We start from the raw sequence: 16,625 nt of genomic DNA, 5'->3' as shown, positions 1-16,625 counted from the left end.
ATTGAAGCTCTGATGTCGAGACTCGCTGGATGGGTAGATGACGGCTCGTATCCTTGTCGCAGATGCCGTGGCAACCGCCCGCATCACATTGAAGGTCCGGCTTGCGTCGGTCTGCTATGAGGTCGAGGCTGTCAGCAGCATCGCCGAAATCTTCATGGCCGTCGAACGGTCGCGGCCGGGACTGATCATCCTGGGGGGTGAACCGGGCGATGGATCGCTGATCGAGACATGCCGCACGCTGACCCGCGATCCGCGTACGGACGACATCCCCGTGATGATGCTGGTCCAGGGGCCGCAGCGCCTGGCCGCCTTGCAGGCCGGTGCGATTGCGACCCTATCCCCGCAGGTCGAGGATCAGATGCTGATGGCCCGGGTCCGTGGCATCCTGCGCGACGTCGAACCCGCCCACAGCCCCGAACTTGGCATGGCGGAACCTGTCGCGGCCTTCACGCATGCCAAGAAGCCCCAGATCGTCCTGATCGCCGATGCCCCGGCGCGCGCCCAACGCTGGCGCCAGCTGCTGGCCGAACGGATGTCCTGCCGCTTTGACATCATGGACCCGGACGAAGCCTTGGCAGCGGCCACCGCGGGACGCAATGCCGACGTCTATCTGATCTCGGTCGATCTGCGGACACAGGGGGACGGATTGCGCCTGCTGTCGGAACTGCGGTCGCGACAGGGATCGCGCGACGCGGGTTTCGTCGTTGCCATCGGCCCCGATTGCGAGGAATTGGCCGCTTTCGCGCTGGATCTGGGCGCCAGCGACGTCGTCCCCCACGATCTGGGCGGCCCCGAGGCGGCGGGCGCCGCCGCCATGTCCCTGCAGATGCTGTTGTCGCGCAAGACCCGCGGCGACGAACGCCGCGCCGAGGCGCAGCGCAACATGGTCTGGGCCATGACCGATCCGCTGACGGGGCTTTACAACCGCCGCTATGCCATCCCGAAACTGTCGGCGATCACCCGCGATGCCCTATTGGGCCACCAAGGCTTTGCGGTCTTCGTCATGGACCTGGATCATTTCAAACAGGTCAATGACGGGTACGGCCACAGTGCCGGCGACGCCGTCCTGACCGAAATCGCGACCAGGTTCCGTGCCGCCCTGGGCCCTTCGGGCCTGGCTGCGCGCATGGGCGGAGAAGAGTTCCTTGGCGTCATTCCCGACTGCTCTCAGGACCATGCGCTGAACGTGGCCGAACGCCTGCGCAAGGCCATCGCCCAACGTCCCGTCACCCTGCCCCAGATCACCGGTGGCGGCCAGATCGCGGTCACGGCCTCGATCGGGGTGGCGACGGTGGCGCCGATGCAATGCGACGGCTGGCCCGACCAGGTCGCCCGCATGACGCTGGAACGTGCCGATCAGGCCCTGTTGGTCGCGAAGGGCTCCGGGCGCAACCGCGTCATATGCTCGCGTCCCGATCAAGCCGCTTGACGGGCACTTTCAAAGCCGGCCCCGAATGCCTAGATTGGCGACACCGGGCAGACGGTCCGGACCCAAGCAGGAGCATCGGCATGTCCCAATCCGAAAGCATCGCGTCCGACGCGCTGGACCGCCCGACGAAACCCGCCATGCTGCGGGGCGCCATGTGCCGCTGCCCCGCATGCGGCGAGGGAAAGCTGTACAAAAGCTATCTGAAAGTGAACGACCACTGCCCCGCCTGCAACGAGGCGCTGCACCACCAGCAGGCCGATGACGGCCCGGCCTATCTGACGATCCTGCTGGTCTCGCATCTGGGGGCGCCGCTGCTTCTGGCGATCTTCGTGGCCTATCGCCCCAGTGCGATGACCCTGCTTTTGTCCTTCAGCCTTGGCGCGATCGTCATGTCGCTGCTGCTGCTGCCGGTGATCAAGGGCGCGATGGTGGGCTTTCAGTGGGCGCGGCGGATGCACGGCTTTTCCGCATGACGGCCCCGCCCCCGATCCGGGACGCGGCCACCGTCATCATCCTGCGCCGCGGGTCTGACGGCAACCGCGTGCTGATGGGGATGCGCGGCGCCAAGGCGGTTTTCATGCCGTCAAAATTCGTCTTTCCGGGCGGGGCTGTCGATCCCGATGACACGCAGATCACGCTGGCCGCCGATCTGCGCACCGAATGCCAGCGCCGACTGCAGGATCCGCAGGGCAGCGTCGCGCCTGCGACCATCGCCGCCGCGGCCCTGCGCGAACTGGCCGAGGAGACCGGCCTGTTGATCGGTCAACCGGGACCTTGTGACATCGCGGGATATGCCGAAGCCGGGCTGATGCCCGATGCCTCGGCCCTGCGCTATCTGTTCCGGGCGATCACACCCGCCGGACGCCCGCGCCGGTTCGACGCGCATTTCTTCATCGCCGATGCGACCAGCCTCAGTGGCGACCCCGACGATTTCAGCCGCGCCTGCGATGAACTTTCCAATCTGCATTGGGTCGCGCTTTCCGAGGCACGCGACCTTGACCTGCCCTTCATCACCGAAGTGGTGCTGGCCGAACTGTCCCAGCTGATCGAGGGGCTGCCCCATGACAGCCCCCTGCCTTGCCCCGCGACGGTGCCCTTCTTCGACAACCGCACGACGACGCCGACCTTCAGACAGATCCCCTGATCAGCGGCCCGTGAACGCGGGGCGGCGCTTTTCCAGAAAGGCGGTCACGCCTTCGACGAAATCGGCGCTGCGGCCCGCCTCTCCCTGCAAGGTTGCCTCCAGCGCCAGTTGGGCGTCCAGATCGTTGCCCGACGATGCGGCCACTGCCCGCCGGATGGACAGATATGCCCCCGTCGGCCCATTGGCCAAGGCTTGCGCACGCGCCTTCACGACGTCGCTGAACTGGTCATCCGGAACGGACTGCCAGATCATGCCCCATTCCTGCGCCTGGTCGGCGGTCACCGGTTCCGCGAACAGCATCATGCCCATCGCGCGGGCGGAACCGACACTGCGCGGAATGATCCATGTGCCGCCTGCGTCGGGTATCAGGCCGATCCGCGTGAAGGCCTGGATGAAGCTGGCGCTTTGCGTCGCGATCACCACATCCGCCGCCAGCGCAAGATTGGCCCCCGCACCCGCCGCCGTTCCGTTCACCGCTGCGATCACCGGAACCGGACAATCGGTGATGGCCCGCAGCATCGGCTCGTATTCATCGCGCAGGGTCGCTTCCAGGTTTGCCGCGGCCGAACGGTCGGTCAGATCCTGACCCGAACAGAACCCACGGCCCGCCCCCGTCAGGACGACGCACCGGACCGCAGGGTCCAGAGTGCTCAGCGCCTGGGTGATGTCCTGGCGCATCTGTGTATTCAACGCATTCATCACCGCGGGCCTGTTCAGCGTCAGCCACGCGACGCCATCCCGGATATCGAATTCGATGGTCTGGAAACTCATGTGCCCCTCCTCCTGGTTGGGGCGATCATGCAGCATTGGGGCGGCAGGAAAAGCGCGACCCCGCGTCAATCGCCCCTGTCGGGTTCCATGATCCGGGCCAGCCTGCGCTGTTCGTCTTCGGACAGTTCGGGAACGTCGGGGCCGGCAATGTTGCGGGTCCGCAGGAAGCGCAGGCCCAGGAAAAGGCCCAGCAACGCCATGACAGGGCCTGCCAACCACAGGATCAGGTTGCCGCCGGTCGCGCGCGGCTCGAACAGGACGAATTCTCCGAAACGGTCGACGACATTGTCCATCACCTGATCGTCGGTATCGCCCGCGACCAAACGCTCACGGACGTAAAGACGCAGGTCACGGCTGATGGCCGCGTTCGAATCGTCGATATTCTCGCCTTGACAGACCGGGCAGCGCAGCTTTTGCGACAGTTCGCGCGCGCGGGCTTCCAGGGTTGGGTCGGAAAGGATCTCATCCGGCTGGACGGCCAGAACCGGTGTCGCCAAAGTCGCCAGCACGACCATCACCCTGATCGCGCCCTTCATTCCGCTGGCACCGGCTTGGCGACATGGCGCTTGGTGCTGCCGGCGGCCACGCGATAGCGCCGGTCCGTCAGGCTGATCAGCCCCCCCAAGGCCATCAGCAGCGCACCACCCCAGATCCAGTTGGCGAAAGGCTTGATATAGCTGCGGACAGCCCAACCGCCATCCGGTTGCTCATCGCCGATCACCACATAGAGGTCGCGCAGGAAGCCGTAATCGATGGCCGCTTCGGTCGTGGGCATGTTCTGAACGGGATAGACGCGCTTTTCAGGCTGCAGCACGGCCACTACACGTCCGTTGCGGCTGGCTTCGATCGTCGCCTGTTGCGCGTAGAAATTCGGGCCGTCATGACGTTCGACCGAGGTCAAGACCAACTGATAGCTGCCGACATCGAAGGGTTCACCAATCTGGGCCACGCGGACATCTTCGACCTGCCAGGCCTGGATCAGGGCGACGGCGATGAAGGTCACGCCAAGGCCGGCATGGGCGATCGCCTTGCCCCAATCGGCGCGTGGCAGACGAAGCAGGCGCGACGGGCCCGACTTGCCGGTTCGCGACCACAACTCGGCTAGGGCCCCGAAGATCAGCCACGAGCCCAGACCTGCACCGATTACCGCCAAGGCGGAATGACCTGTCGATACCGCAAAGACCAGCATCATCACCGCTGCGCTGAGAATCAAAGCGGCGCGCAAGGGCCGCAGTGACCGACCAAGGGTCGCGCGCTTCCACGGGATGATCGACCCGATCGGCAGCACGATCGCCAGCACAATCATGAAGGGCGTGAACGCCTGGTCAAAGAATGGCGGCCCGACGGACAGCACCCGCCCCCAGACCATCTCCGCCACCAGCGGCCAGATGGTGCCGACGAAGACCACAAAGGCCGACACGGCCAGCAACACGTTGTTCAGGACCAAGGCGCCTTCGCGCGACACGGGCGCGAAAACCCCCTTGGCCATCATGGTCGTGGCGCGCGCCGCATACAGCGTCAGTGCGCCGCCCACGAAAAACGCAAGGATCGCCAGAATGAAGACACCCCGCTCGGGGTCGTTGGCAAAGCTGTGGACCGAGGTAATGACCCCCGAGCGCACGATGAACGTTCCGATCAGCGAAAACCCAAAGGCCATGATCGCCAGAAGGATGGTCCAGCTTTTCAACGCCTCGCGCTTTTCGACAACAATGGCGGAATGCACCAGCGCCGCGGCCAGCAGCCAAGGCATGAAGCTGGCATTCTCGACCGGGTCCCAGAACCAGAAGCCGCCCCAGCCAAGTTCGTAATAGGCCCACCAGGACCCCAGGGCGATCCCGATCGTCAAAAACACCCATGCCGCCAAGGTCCATGGGCGGACCCAACGCGCCCAAGCCGCATCGACCCGCCCTTCGATCAGGGCGGCGACGGCAAAGCTGAAGGCCATCGAAAGGCCGACATAGCCCAGGTAAAGAAATGGCGGGTGGAATGCCAGGCCCGGATCCTGCAGCAGCGGGTTCAGATCCTGCCCGTTGAAAGGCGGATTCCCCAAGCGCCAGAACGGGTTGGAGGTGAAGATGATGAAGGCGTAAAAGGCAGCACCGATGGCCGCTTGCACGCCCAAAACCCGCGCCCTCAGGCTGGGCGGCAGATTCCCCCCGAACAGCCCCGCCGCCGCGCCGAACAGCGCCAGGATCGTCACCCACAGCAGCATCGATCCTTCGTGGTTCCCCCAGACACCGCTGATCTTGTACAAAAGCGGCTTGGACGTATGCGAATTTTCATAAACCAGCAGGACCGAAAAATCCGACGTCACGAAGGCGATCGTCAGCGCGCCGAAACTGATCAGCATCAGGATCAGCTGCACCAACGCCGCGGGGCGGGCGCTGTCCATCCAGCCATGCCAGCCTTTCGCAGCCCCCACCATGGGCACCGTCATCTGGTAAAGCGAGACCATGAAGGCCAGGATCAGTGCGAAATGGCCAAGTTCTGCGATCATGAGGGGGCATCCTTTGTTGCCCGCAGCATAGGGGCGGGACGAAGAAGGGAAAAGTCCCCCCTTCGTCCCGCAAGGTCAGTTTTGCGTGTCGTCCCTGCGTCCTAATCGCGCAGCGAAGCCACCCAATCCCTCAGCGCCGCATTGTCGGCAAAATCCTCCGAAGGAACCGCGACCACTTGCTCGACCGAGGTGACGACCTTCTCGACGGGTTTGGGACGCCAGACGCGGTCACGAAAATGATGCGCCTCACGCGCGCCGAAATAGAACCCGACGATGGCCCCCAGCAGCCACCACAAGGGTTCCGGAACCAGTTGCAGGCCCTGCATCCGCAAGCCGAAACCGTCGGGATCGACCATCGAATAGATGAACAGCCCCAACGTCCCCAATGCCAGAAGCGGTCGAGGAACCCTGTTCAAGCCATTGACAAAACTGTCAAACCATCCCGTCGATGCCAAGGTGAATTCCTGGCCGTACTGGGTAATGGCCCGGGCATAGGCCTCTTCATCCAGCTCCATCCGTCGGGTGGCATTCTGGGTAAAGACCTCGGCCATGCCCGTCGCGGCACTGCCAAGCGCGGTGACGGTCGGCGCGACGCCGATCAGGCGATCGATCATGCCCATTTGACGGTCCTCGCGCGATGTTCAGCCTGGGACAGGTGATATTTGGGGGCGATGAACTCCTCGGCCCGGGTGATCCACCCGCCCTTGCCGCCATCCTTGCTACGGGCATATTTCCGGCTGGAGGGGCGCTGATCCGCCAGGTTGTAGTAATAATTGCGCCGTTCGATCCCATAGGCATCCGCCAGATGCAGCGGCGCGGCGGCCGCTGCCTTTTGTGCAGCGGCAATCGTATTCGGTCCCACCGCACCATCGGCAACAGTGGCAAACCCCATCCGCGTCACCAGTCGCTGCAGGATCTTGACCGCATTCGTGCCCGCGTTGACATACATATCGAAGACGCTGGCCTGCACGGGTTCGGGCAATTCGGCCAGGCGCGGCTTTCGGAAATAATGCTCGACAAAAATCTGTTGGGCCTGGGCGCGGGTCAGCGCACGCACGTCGCCCGCATCAATGCGGCCATCCTTGTTCAGATCCAGCCCCAGGGCCTTCATCGTCCCGATCGTGACACCGAAATTCGTCGCCCCGCCGGGATCGTCGGGGTCATTGACATAGCCCCCTTCCCGCATGACGATCTGTTGCGCAATCTGTTCGACGCTTTGCATGGCACCCCCGTATCCGGCAGCAGACCTGTGCTGCCCAGCTTGGGGAGGCTGCGCCTTGGCGGTTAACCTTGTCTTAACCTTGCGCGCGTTGCGCGATCAGCTGTCCGGCTCCTGATAGACGCCCGAAGCCTTCAGCGTGTCGACGACCTCTTTCGGCATATAGGTCTCATCGTGTTTGGCCAGCAGCTCGCGGGCCTCGAAACGGCCTTCGCGATACCAGCCCTTGGCGATGGTGCCCTGTCCTTCGCTGAACAGGTCGGGCTTGGGATCATTGCCGACATAGCTGACCGGGATCTCGGCCACGCCGTCGGTGATGACGAAATCGAACGCCACGCCTTCGCCCATCTTCATCGACCCTTCCTTGACCAGGCCGCCCAATTGAAAGAACTCCTCGGGTTCGGGTGCCGCTTCGCTCACCTGGGTGGGCGAACGATAGAGATTGATCCCGTCGCTGAAGCCATAGCCGATCAGCGCCACCGCAATCACCATCGCAACGGCTGCGGCTGCAACCACCTGGATGCGCCTTTGCTTCTTCAGCGACTTCATGCCTGCCATCGTTCTTGATCCCCCTTCAAGCCGCTTCGAACCGGATCGAGCGGCGCAGGAATTGCGTTGCCTTGCCGGAAACACGCACCGGATCGCCCGTGGTCAGGTATTTCGACACCTGCCCGGCCCCAATGAATTCAGGCCTGCGCTGCAGATAATCCGCGAGGCTTTCCGCCACCAGCCCTGCCTGGCTGTAAACCTTGACCTGGGGGCCAAGCGCGGCTTGGAAAGCCCCTTCCATCAGGGGATAATGCGTGCAGCCCAGAATGGCGGCCTCGGGCGACGGCATGCGGCGCAACAAGGCCTCGACATGGCTGTGAACCAGCGCTTCGGCCAAAATTTCGTCACCCATTTCAATGGCATCGACCACACCGCCGCAAGGCTGCGCCTCGACATCGACCCCGACCGCGCGAAATGCCAATTCGCGCTGGAACGCCCGGCTGGCCACGGTTGCGGGCGTTGCGAACAACGCCACGTTATTGACGGCCACACGACGGGGCGGCGAATTGTCGCCCCAGCCACGTTCCGTCAGGGCTTCGATCATCGGGACGAACACACCCAGCACCCGCTTGTCCTTGGGCAGCCATGTTTCCTGCATCCGTCGCAGGGCGGCGGCGCTCGCCGTGTTGCAGGCCAGAATAACCAGATCGCACCCTTCGTCCCACAGCCGTTCGACCCCGGCGCAGGTCAGGTCAAAGATGTCGTCCGAGGTCCGCACCCCATAGGGCGCATGCGCATTGTCACCCAGATAGACCAGCGGCAGATCCGGCAGACGCGCCGCAATCGCCTGATGGACCGTCAGCCCGCCAAGCCCTGAATCGAAAACCCCGACCGCCATTGCCCGCTCCCTCGTATCGCGTGTCGCCCTTCATAGGGCGACACGTCGCTTTTGCAAACGGTCCCGTTCACTCGGCCGCTTCACGGATCGGTGCATGCCCGTCGCGGAATTGCCGAAACAGTTCGGCACGTCGGGCGGCTGCCAGATCGGCGGCCTTGTCCTTGACCGGACCGTAACCCCGCACCGACATCGGCAGCTGCGCCAGTTCGACGGCGATCGGCATGGTGGCATCCGTCACGGCAGCAAAGATTTCGGTCATGTCACGCTCATATTCGCGGATCATCGCGCGTTCCCGCCGCCGTTCCGCGGAATATCCGAACGGGTCCAGCGGCGTGCCGCGCAAGCCCTTCATCGCGGCCAACACCTTGAACGCCTTCAGCACCCAGGGCCCGAACTCGCGCTTCTTTGGGCGGCCGTTCGCATCCTTTCCGGTCAACATCGGCGGCGCCAGATGCAGCGACAGCCTGACGTCGCCATCCCATTTCTGCGCCACCTGTTCAGCGGTCGTCAGGTGAAGACGCGCGACCTCGTATTCATCCTTATAGGCCAACAGCTTGTAGTAGCTTTCCGCGACGATTTCGCGCATCGGCGCGGGCGCTGCCTGAACCAGCTTGGCAAACCGCTTGGCCAGCCGCTTCCCTTGGTACCCGACCAGCCGCTCTGCGCGCAGGGCCACGGGATCGGTCGGCAAGGCCGTGACCGTCGCTGGTTTGCGGGTCTGATTGGGGAAGGCCATGGCCCAACGCCCAATCTGGAAAGCACGCTGGTTTTCATCAACCTTCGCGCCGTTCAGCCGGATCGCCTGCATGATCGTGTCCAGCTGCAGCGGGATCAGGCCGAGCTGCCAGCACGCCCCCAGCACCAGCATGTTGGAATAGATCGAGTCCCCCAGCATCCGCAGCGCCAGATCATTGGCATCAAAAAAGGCGACCCGATCCTGCAGACGCGCCTGCAGCGACACTTTCAACCGGTCCGAAGGCACCTGGAAGTCCCGGAAACGGGTGAAATCGCCGGTGATGATCTCGTGGTCGTTGACCACGGCGCCGGTGCGCCCCTGGGTCATCAGCCCGATGGTCTTGGCGCCGGCGGTCACGACCAGATCGCCGCCGATGACACAGTCAGCCTCTCCCACGGCGACACGGATGGCGCTGATATCGCCCGGCTTTTCGGCCAGGCGCAGGTGGATATGAACCGCGCCGCCCTTCTGGGCCAGACCGGCCATCTCCATCATCCCGGCGCCCTTGCCGTCCATATGCGCGGCCTGCGCCAGAACGGCGCCCACGGTCACGACGCCGGTGCCCCCAACGCCGGTGATGACGATGTTATGGGTGCCATCAATCGCCGGCAGGTCGGGTGTCGGCAGGTCCGGCAGCTCGAACGCCTCTGCCTTGGGCTTGCGCAGCGTTCCGCCACTGACGGAAACAAAACTGGGGCAGAAGCCCTGCACGCAGCTGTAATCCTTGTTGCAGCTGGACTGGTCGATCTGCCGCTTACGCCCCAGTTCGGTTTCCAAGGGCACGATCGACACGCAATTCGACTGGACCGAACAATCGCCGCATCCCTCGCAGACCTCGGGGTTGATCCAGACACGGCGATCCGGGTCGGGGAACTGACCTTTCTTGCGGCGGCGGCGCTTTTCCGCGGCGCAGGTCTGGATATAGAGGATCGCGCTGACCCCCTTGCTGCCTTCGATCTCGCGCTGGACCTGCGGCATCTGGGCACGCTCCTCAAAGCGCAGGGCCTTGGGGAACTGGTCGCGGTCGACATCCTCCTTCTCGTCATAGACGACGACCACCGGATCGACGCCCATGGCGACCAGCTCGCGCGCGATCTGGGGCGCGGTCAGCCCGCCTTCGTTCGGCTGCCCACCTGTCATCGCGACAGCGTCGTTATACAGGATCTTGTAGGTGATGTTCGTGCCCGCAGCCAGCGCCGCGCGAATGGCTAGGATCCCGGAATGATTATAGGTTCCGTCGCCAAGGTTTTGAAAAACATGACCTCTGGTGCTGAATGGCGCTTCGCCGATCCAGTTCGCACCTTCACCACCCATATGGGTGAAACCCTCGGTGTCGCGGCCCATCCACTGAACCATGTAGTGACATCCGATCCCCGCATAGGCGCGGCTTCCCTCGGGCACCTTGGTCGAGCTGTTATGCGGGCAACCCGAACAGAACCAAGGCGTGCGCGTGGCGATCTCTGGCGCATTGTCGTTTCGGCGCACCTCGGTCAGACGGGCCAGACCGGCGCGGACGCGTTCGGTGCCGCGCCCTTCCTCGATCAGGATGCCCCCGATCTTCTGGGCGATCATCACCGGGTCCAGCGCATAGCGGGTAGGGAACAACTCCTCACGGGTACGGTCGTGCTTCCACCCGTGGACGCGGCGACCGTGGCGGTTGTCGAAGATGGCTTCCTTCAGCTGCACTTCGATCAGCTTGCGCTTCTCCTCGACGCAGACGACCAGCTCCAGGTCTTCGGACCATTCCTGGATGGACTTCATATCCATTGGCCAGGTCTGACCGACCTTGTAGGTGGTCAGGCCCAACCGCTCCGCCTCGGCCTCATCGATGCCCAACAGGGACAGCGCATGCACCAGGTCCAGCCAGTTCTTCCCCGCGGCCACGAAGCCGATCTTGGCGCCGGGCTTGCCCCAAACCTTGCGATCGATGCGGTTGGCGCGCGAAAACGCCTCGGCGGCCCAACGCTTGTGGTCGATCATCCGCGCTTCCTGCGCGACCGGCGTGTCGCCAAGCCTTATGTTCAACCCACCCTCGGGCATGGCAAAATCGGGCGTGACGAAGCTCAGGCGGTGCGGGTCGCCGTCAACCACTGCCGTCGCCTCGACCGTGTCCTTCATCGTCTTCAGGCCCGTCCAGACGCCTGCAAAGCGCGACAGCGCAAAGCCATAGAGACCGTAGTCCATGATCTCCTGCACGCCCGCGGGCGACAGGACGGGGATATAGGCGTCGATCATCGCCCAATCCGACTGGTGCAGCACCGTCGAGCTTTCGCCCGTATGGTCATCCCCCATCGCCATGACGACACCGCCATGTCTGGACGATCCGGCCATGTTGGCGTGCTTCATCACATCGCCCGTGCGATCGACGCCCGGTCCCTTGCCATACCACAGGGCAAAGACACCATCATGGCGCCCCTCGCCGCGCAGTTCGGCCTGCTGGCTGCCCCAGATTGCCGTTGCGGCAAGGTCCTCGTTCAACCCCGGCTGGAACAGGACATTCGCCTCGGCCAGACGCTTGGCCTCGCGCGTCATCTGAAGGTCAACCGCCCCCAACGGCGACCCCCGATATCCCGTCACCAACCCGGCCGTGTCCAACCCGGCCAGTTTGTCGCGTGCCGATTGCATCAGCATCAGGCGCACCAATGCCTGCGTTCCGTTCAGCAATACATGACGTTTTGATAAATCAAGGCGGTCCGCTAGCGAAAATTCCTGCTTGCTCATCCTGCCTATCCTCCAATGCCTGATGACCTTTATGCCAGTATAGGTCAGAATTGCTGACCGACGAAGACAAAAAACTGTCCGTGAGCTTATCTTGCGAGAAAACCGTCCGCGGGTTAGGTCTGCAATAAGCGCATGGCTGATATGGCAGGATTGTAATAACGATGGACTGGGACAAGCTCAGAATCTTTCACGCGGTCGCGGATGCGGGCAGCCTGACCCATGCGGGAGACGTGCTTCACCTGTCCCAATCCGCCGTCAGCCGCCAGATCCGCGCGCTCGAGGAAGGGCTGGGCACGACCCTGTTTCATCGCCACGCCCGCGGGCTGATTCTGACCGAACAGGGCGAACTGCTGTTCGAGGCGACCTCGTCGATGGCGCGCAAGCTGGACAGCGCCTCGGCGCGCATCCGCGACAGCGAGGAGAATGTCTTCGGCGAATTGAAGGTCACGACCGCCGTGGGCTTCGGCACGCTGTGGCTGGCCCCGCGCCTGGTCAAGCTCTATGAAAAATATCCCGACCTGCGCATCGACCTGATGCTGGAGGAGCGGGTTCTGGACCTGCCCATGCGCGAGGCCGACGTCGCCATCCGCATGAAGGAACCCAGCCAGTCCGACCTGATCCGTCGCCGGCTTCTGAACATCCGCATGCGTCTCTATGCCAGCCCCGGTTATCTTGAGGCCCGCGGCATGCCTCAGTCGCTGTCCGACCTGACCGATCACCGCCTGATCTGTCAAAAGCCGGATGTGCCGCAAGTGACCGCCGGTGCGCGGCTGGTTCAGGACCTGATGGCGCAGAATGTCGGATCGACGCTGACGGTGAACAACTATTTCGGCGTCCTGCAAGCGGTGTTGGCCAATCTGGGCATCGGTGTGCTGCCCGACTACCTGACCGCCAGCCACCCCGATCTTGTCCGGGTCTTCCCCGATCACGAATCGGGCGAGGTTCCCGTTTTCCTTGCCTATCCCGAAGAACTGCGTCAGACCCGCCGCGTCGCCGTCTTCCGCGATTTCGTGCTGGAAGAGATCCAGGCCTATCGACGGCATCAGAGCCAGGCCGGCGTCGAATAACGCCATTCGCCCACCAATCAGGCACCTTCGTTCCGCAGGGTGCTGAAATCTTCGGCATTTCAACCTGAAAGTGCAGCCATTACACCACTGCATGGCCGCTATGCTGCAATTGCAGCATCAAAAAGCTTGCGGAGTTCACATCATGCACATAAATCAGGCTCAGAAGGCGATGTTCAGCGTAATCGCTAATCACCTTCTACCTCCCTGTTGGACTTAGGCCGGGCCTTGTGCCCGGCTTTTTTTTGTCCCGACGATGGCACGGCCACCCTTCCCATGACCGCGACTAGGGCCTAAAAGGCCCGTGATTTCATGCGCAGGAAGGGCCCAACCATGCAGGAACCGTCGATCACCCCGGAACTGATCGCCGCGCACGGGCTCAAGCCCGAAGAATATGACAGCATCCTGCAGATCATCGGCCGCGAACCGAGCTTTACGGAACTGGGCATCTTCAGCGCCATGTGGAACGAGCATTGTTCCTATAAATCCTCCAAAAAATGGCTGCGTACGCTGCCCGTCGACGGCCCTCAGGTCATCTGCGGACCCGGAGAGAACGCGGGCGTGGTCGATATCGGCGACGGCCAGGCGGTGGTATTCAAGATGGAGAGCCACAACCACCCCAGCTATATCGAACCCCATCAGGGCGCCGCGACCGGCGTGGGCGGCATCCTGCGCGATGTCTTCACCATGGGCGCCCGTCCCATCGCCGCGATGGACGCACTGTCCTTCGGCCGCCCCGAACACCCCAAGACCCCGCATCTGGTCAAGGGCGTGGTCGAGGGGATCGGCGCCTATGGCAATGCCTTCGGCGTCCCGAACGTGGGCGGCGAGGTCCGCTTCCATTCCAGCTATGACGGCAATTGCCTGGTCAACGCCTTCGCGGCGGGCCTGGCCGATGCCGACAAGATCTTCTATTCGGCCGCGTCCGGCGTCGGTATGCCCGTCGTCTATCTGGGTGCCAAAACCGGTCGCGACGGCGTCGGTGGTGCGACCATGGCCAGCGCGGAATTCGACGACACAATCGAAGACAAGCGTCCCACCGTGCAGGTCGGCGACCCCTTCACCGAAAAATGCCTGCTGGAGGCCTGCCTTGAGCTGATGGCATCGGGGTCGGTCATCTCGATCCAGGACATGGGGGCCGCGGGCCTGACCTGTTCGGCCGTCGAAATGGGCGACAAGGGCGGGCTGGGCATCAAGCTGGTGCTGGACGACGTCCCGCAGCGCGAAACCAACATGACCGCCTATGAGATGATGCTGTCGGAATCCCAGGAACGGATGCTGATGGTGCTGAAGCCCGAAAAGGAAGCCGAGGCCCGCGCCATCTTCCAGAAATGGGACCTGGACTTCGCCATTGTCGGTGAAACCATCCCCGAGGATCGCTTCCTGATCGTCCACCGCGACACCGTCATGGCCGATATCCCCCTGTCCAAGCTGGCCTCCAGCGCGCCGGAATACGACCGTCCCTGGGTCGAGACGCCCCCTGCAGGCGACATGCCCGCCCTGCCCGCGATCACCCCGATCGAAGGCCTGAAGGCGCTGATCTGCAGCCCGAACCACGCGCACAAGGCTTGGGTCTGGCAGCAATACGATACGCAAGTCGGCGCAGACACCATCCGCCGTCCCGGCATGGGCGCAGGCGTCGTGCGGGTTCACGGCACCCGCAAGGCGCTGGCCTTCACCAGCGACGTCACCCCGCGCTACGTCAAGGCGAACCCCTTTGAGGGCGGCAAACAGGCCGTGGCCGAGGCCTATCGCAACCTGACCGCCGTGGGCGCGCTGCCCTTGGCCACCACGGACAACCTGAACTTCGGCAATCCGGAAAAGCCCCAGATCATGGGGCAGCTGGTGGGTGCCATCAAGGGTATCGGCGAAGCCTGCCGCGCGCTGGACTTCCCCATCGTTTCGGGCAACGTGTCGCTCTACAATGAAACCGACGGCAGCGGCATCATGCCGACCCCGACCATCGGGGGCGTGGGCCTGATCGCGGATCTGGACGACCTGATCGCAGGCCTCCCCGACAAGGGCGACGTGGCGCTGGTCATCGGCACGACGACAGGCCACTTGGGCCAATCCGCCCTGGCCGCCGAAGCCTTCGGCATCGAGGCCGGCGATGCCCCCCATGTCGATCTGGCGGCCGAACGTCTGCATGGCGAATTCCTGCGCGCCAATCGCGGGCTGTTCAGCTCGGCCACGGACCTGTCCGACGGCGGCCTGGCCCTGGCGGCCTTCGAGATGGCCGAGGCTGCCGGCTTGGGCGTCACGCTGGACAGCGCCGACATCGCCCAGCTGTTCGGCGAAGATCAGGCCCGCTACCTGGTGGCCTGCACGGCCGATGCCGCCGAACAGTTGACGGATGCCGCGCGGAAAGCTGGCGTTCCCGTCGCGGTCATCGGCCGCTTTGGCGGTGACAAGATCACCATGGGTGACGACAGTGCCGATCTGGCCGATCTGTCCGGTCTCTATCGCAGCGCCTTCGCCAAGGCGATCAAGGGCGACATGCCCGACCACGCATGACCGTCACGGCCCCCGCGGGTTACGCCGCCATCGTCACTGCGGCCGGTCGCGGCACCCGTGCCGGGCCGGGCGACCCCAAGCAATGGCGCGAAATCGCAGGGCGTCCGGTTCTGGACCGAGCGCTCGCGGCTTTCGCAGGCTTTCCACGCGTGGTGCTGGTGGTCCATCCTGATGACATGGGCGCGGCCATCGCACGCTATGCCGGTCCGGTCACCATCGTCACCGGAGGCGACAGCCGATCCGACAGCGTCCGCGCGGGCCTTGAAGCTCTGGAGGGACAGGCCAGCCACGTCCTGATCCACGATGGCGCTAGGCCGCTTGTGGACGATGACGTCATTTCCAGCGTCATCGACGCCCTGCAGGCGGGATCAGTCGCGGCGGCACCGGCGCTGCCCGTGTCCGATGCGCTGTGGCGCGCGAATGGCAAGCGGGTTGCGGGGGCTGCGCCGCGCGACGACCTCTATCGCGCCCAGACCCCGCAGGGGTTCCGGCTGGACGCCATTCTTGCGGCGCATCGCGCCCATCCCGAAGGGGCCGCCGACGACGTCGAACTGGCACAGCGTGCCGGGCATCCGGTGGACATCACGCCCGGATCGGAAGACAATCTGAAAATCACCTGGCCCGCCGATTTCGCGCGGGCCGAACGCATCCTTGGGGGCCGCATGGATATTCGCCTTGGCAATGGCTATGACGTTCACGCCTTCGGACCGGGCGACCATGTCTGGCTGTGCGGTGTGCAGATCCCGCATGACGCGGGGCTGGTCGGCCATTCCGACGCCGATGTGGGGATGCACGCGTTGACCGATGCCATCTATGGCGCCTTGGCCATGGGCGATATCGGCCGGCATTTCCCGCCCTCGGACCCGCAATGGAAGGGGGCCGACAGCCGCATATTCCTCGAACATGCGGCCAATCTGGCGCGTGAACAGGGGTTCCGCTTCGGCAATGCCGACGTGACCCTGATCTGCGAGGCGCCCAAGATCGGCCCCCACGCTGGCGCCATGCAGGACCGCCTGGCTGCCATCATGGGGCTTGAGGGCGGACGCATCAGCGTCAAGGCCACCACCTCGGAACGGCTTGGCTTTACCGGCCGTCGCGAGGGGATCGCATCGATCGCCACCGTCACCCTGATCAAGGATTAGA

The 16,625-nt window shown here is 64.0% G+C and carries 14 protein-coding genes; 6 read left to right on the top strand and 8 right to left on the bottom strand.

All coding sequences use genetic code 11. The features are described 5' to 3' along the window. Nucleotides 1-37: 37 nt before the first annotated feature. The 3 genes from IE00_RS05305 (at nt 38) to IE00_RS05295 (ending at nt 2,573) form a co-directional block, all read left to right on the top strand. On the top strand, nt 38-1,429 hold the full coding sequence (locus tag IE00_RS05305; RefSeq protein WP_072296055.1) for a diguanylate cyclase: 1,392 nt from the start codon (nt 38-40) through the stop codon (nt 1,427-1,429). An 80-nt stretch (nt 1,430-1,509) separates the two neighbouring features. Further along, the gene (locus IE00_RS05300; protein ID WP_072296054.1) at nt 1,510-1,902 is read left to right on the top strand and encodes a DUF983 domain-containing protein; all 393 of its coding nucleotides are present in this window, start codon (nt 1,510-1,512) and stop codon (nt 1,900-1,902) included. Beyond that, nucleotides 1,899-2,573, top strand: a complete 675-nt coding sequence (locus tag IE00_RS05295) for an NUDIX domain-containing protein (RefSeq protein WP_072296332.1) — start codon at nt 1,899-1,901, stop codon at nt 2,571-2,573. The genes IE00_RS05300 and IE00_RS05295 overlap by 4 nt, the downstream gene beginning before the upstream one ends. Here IE00_RS05295 and IE00_RS05290 read toward each other — a convergent pair whose 3' ends face one another. The 8 genes from IE00_RS05290 to IE00_RS05255 all read right to left on the bottom strand — a co-directional run bounded on the left by IE00_RS05290 (nt 2,574) and on the right by IE00_RS05255 (nt 11,904). Then, nucleotides 2,574-3,344 (bottom strand): enoyl-CoA hydratase-related protein, encoded by a 771-nt coding sequence (locus tag IE00_RS05290; protein WP_072296053.1) that lies wholly within the window; start codon nt 3,342-3,344, stop codon nt 2,574-2,576. Between the two features lie 65 nt (nt 3,345-3,409). Further along, on the bottom strand, nt 3,410-3,880 hold the full coding sequence (locus tag IE00_RS05285) for a cytochrome c-type biogenesis protein (protein ID WP_072296052.1): 471 nt from the start codon (nt 3,878-3,880) through the stop codon (nt 3,410-3,412). Beyond that, entirely contained in the window at nt 3,877-5,841 is a 1,965-nt protein-coding gene (locus IE00_RS05280) for a heme lyase CcmF/NrfE family subunit (protein ID WP_072296051.1), read from the bottom strand. The genes IE00_RS05285 and IE00_RS05280 overlap by 4 nt, the downstream gene beginning before the upstream one ends. Before the next feature lie 101 nt (nt 5,842-5,942). Further along, nucleotides 5,943-6,461 carry a holin family protein gene (locus IE00_RS05275; protein WP_072296050.1) on the bottom strand — a complete coding sequence of 173 codons (519 nt, stop codon included), beginning with the start codon at nt 6,459-6,461 and terminating at the stop codon, nt 5,943-5,945. After that, nucleotides 6,452-7,063 carry a holin-associated N-acetylmuramidase gene (locus IE00_RS05270; protein ID WP_072296049.1) on the bottom strand — a complete coding sequence of 204 codons (612 nt, stop codon included), beginning with the start codon at nt 7,061-7,063 and terminating at the stop codon, nt 6,452-6,454. Before IE00_RS05270 ends, IE00_RS05275 begins: the two co-directional genes overlap by 10 nt. Nucleotides 7,064-7,159: 96 nt before the next feature. After that, complete coding sequence (gene ccmE / locus IE00_RS05265) at nt 7,160-7,609, bottom strand: cytochrome c maturation protein CcmE (protein WP_072296331.1); 450 nt, start codon at nt 7,607-7,609, stop codon at nt 7,160-7,162. Nucleotides 7,610-7,634: 25 nt separating this feature from the next. Continuing rightward, a complete protein-coding gene (locus tag IE00_RS05260) occupies nt 7,635-8,447 on the bottom strand; it encodes a glutamate racemase (protein ID WP_072296048.1) in 813 nt (270 codons plus the stop codon). 67 nt (nt 8,448-8,514) lie between these two features. Continuing rightward, on the bottom strand, nt 8,515-11,904 hold the full coding sequence (locus IE00_RS05255) for an indolepyruvate ferredoxin oxidoreductase family protein (RefSeq protein WP_072296047.1): 3,390 nt from the start codon (nt 11,902-11,904) through the stop codon (nt 8,515-8,517). Nucleotides 11,905-12,065: 161 nt separating this feature from the next. On the opposite strand from IE00_RS05255, the gene IE00_RS05250 reads away from it, so the two are divergent. The 3 genes from IE00_RS05250 (at nt 12,066) to IE00_RS05240 (ending at nt 16,624) form a co-directional block, all read left to right on the top strand. Beyond that, nucleotides 12,066-12,971, top strand: coding sequence for a LysR family transcriptional regulator (locus IE00_RS05250; RefSeq protein WP_072296046.1), 906 nt, complete (start codon nt 12,066-12,068; stop codon nt 12,969-12,971). 330 nt (nt 12,972-13,301) lie between these two features. Continuing rightward, entirely contained in the window at nt 13,302-15,482 is a 2,181-nt protein-coding gene (purL, locus tag IE00_RS05245; protein WP_072296045.1) for a phosphoribosylformylglycinamidine synthase subunit PurL, read from the top strand. Further along, complete coding sequence (locus tag IE00_RS05240; protein ID WP_072296044.1) at nt 15,479-16,624, top strand: bifunctional 2-C-methyl-D-erythritol 4-phosphate cytidylyltransferase/2-C-methyl-D-erythritol 2,4-cyclodiphosphate synthase; 1,146 nt, start codon at nt 15,479-15,481, stop codon at nt 16,622-16,624. Before purL ends, IE00_RS05240 begins: the two co-directional genes overlap by 4 nt. The last annotated feature ends 1 nt before the right edge of the window (nt 16,625 follow it).

Source organism: Paracoccus sp. SM22M-07 (assembly GCF_001887735.1).
GTDB lineage: Bacteria > Pseudomonadota > Alphaproteobacteria > Rhodobacterales > Rhodobacteraceae > Paracoccus.
The sequence above is the reverse complement of the archived record's forward strand: the minus strand, read 5'-3'. Positions and strand labels throughout refer to the sequence as shown.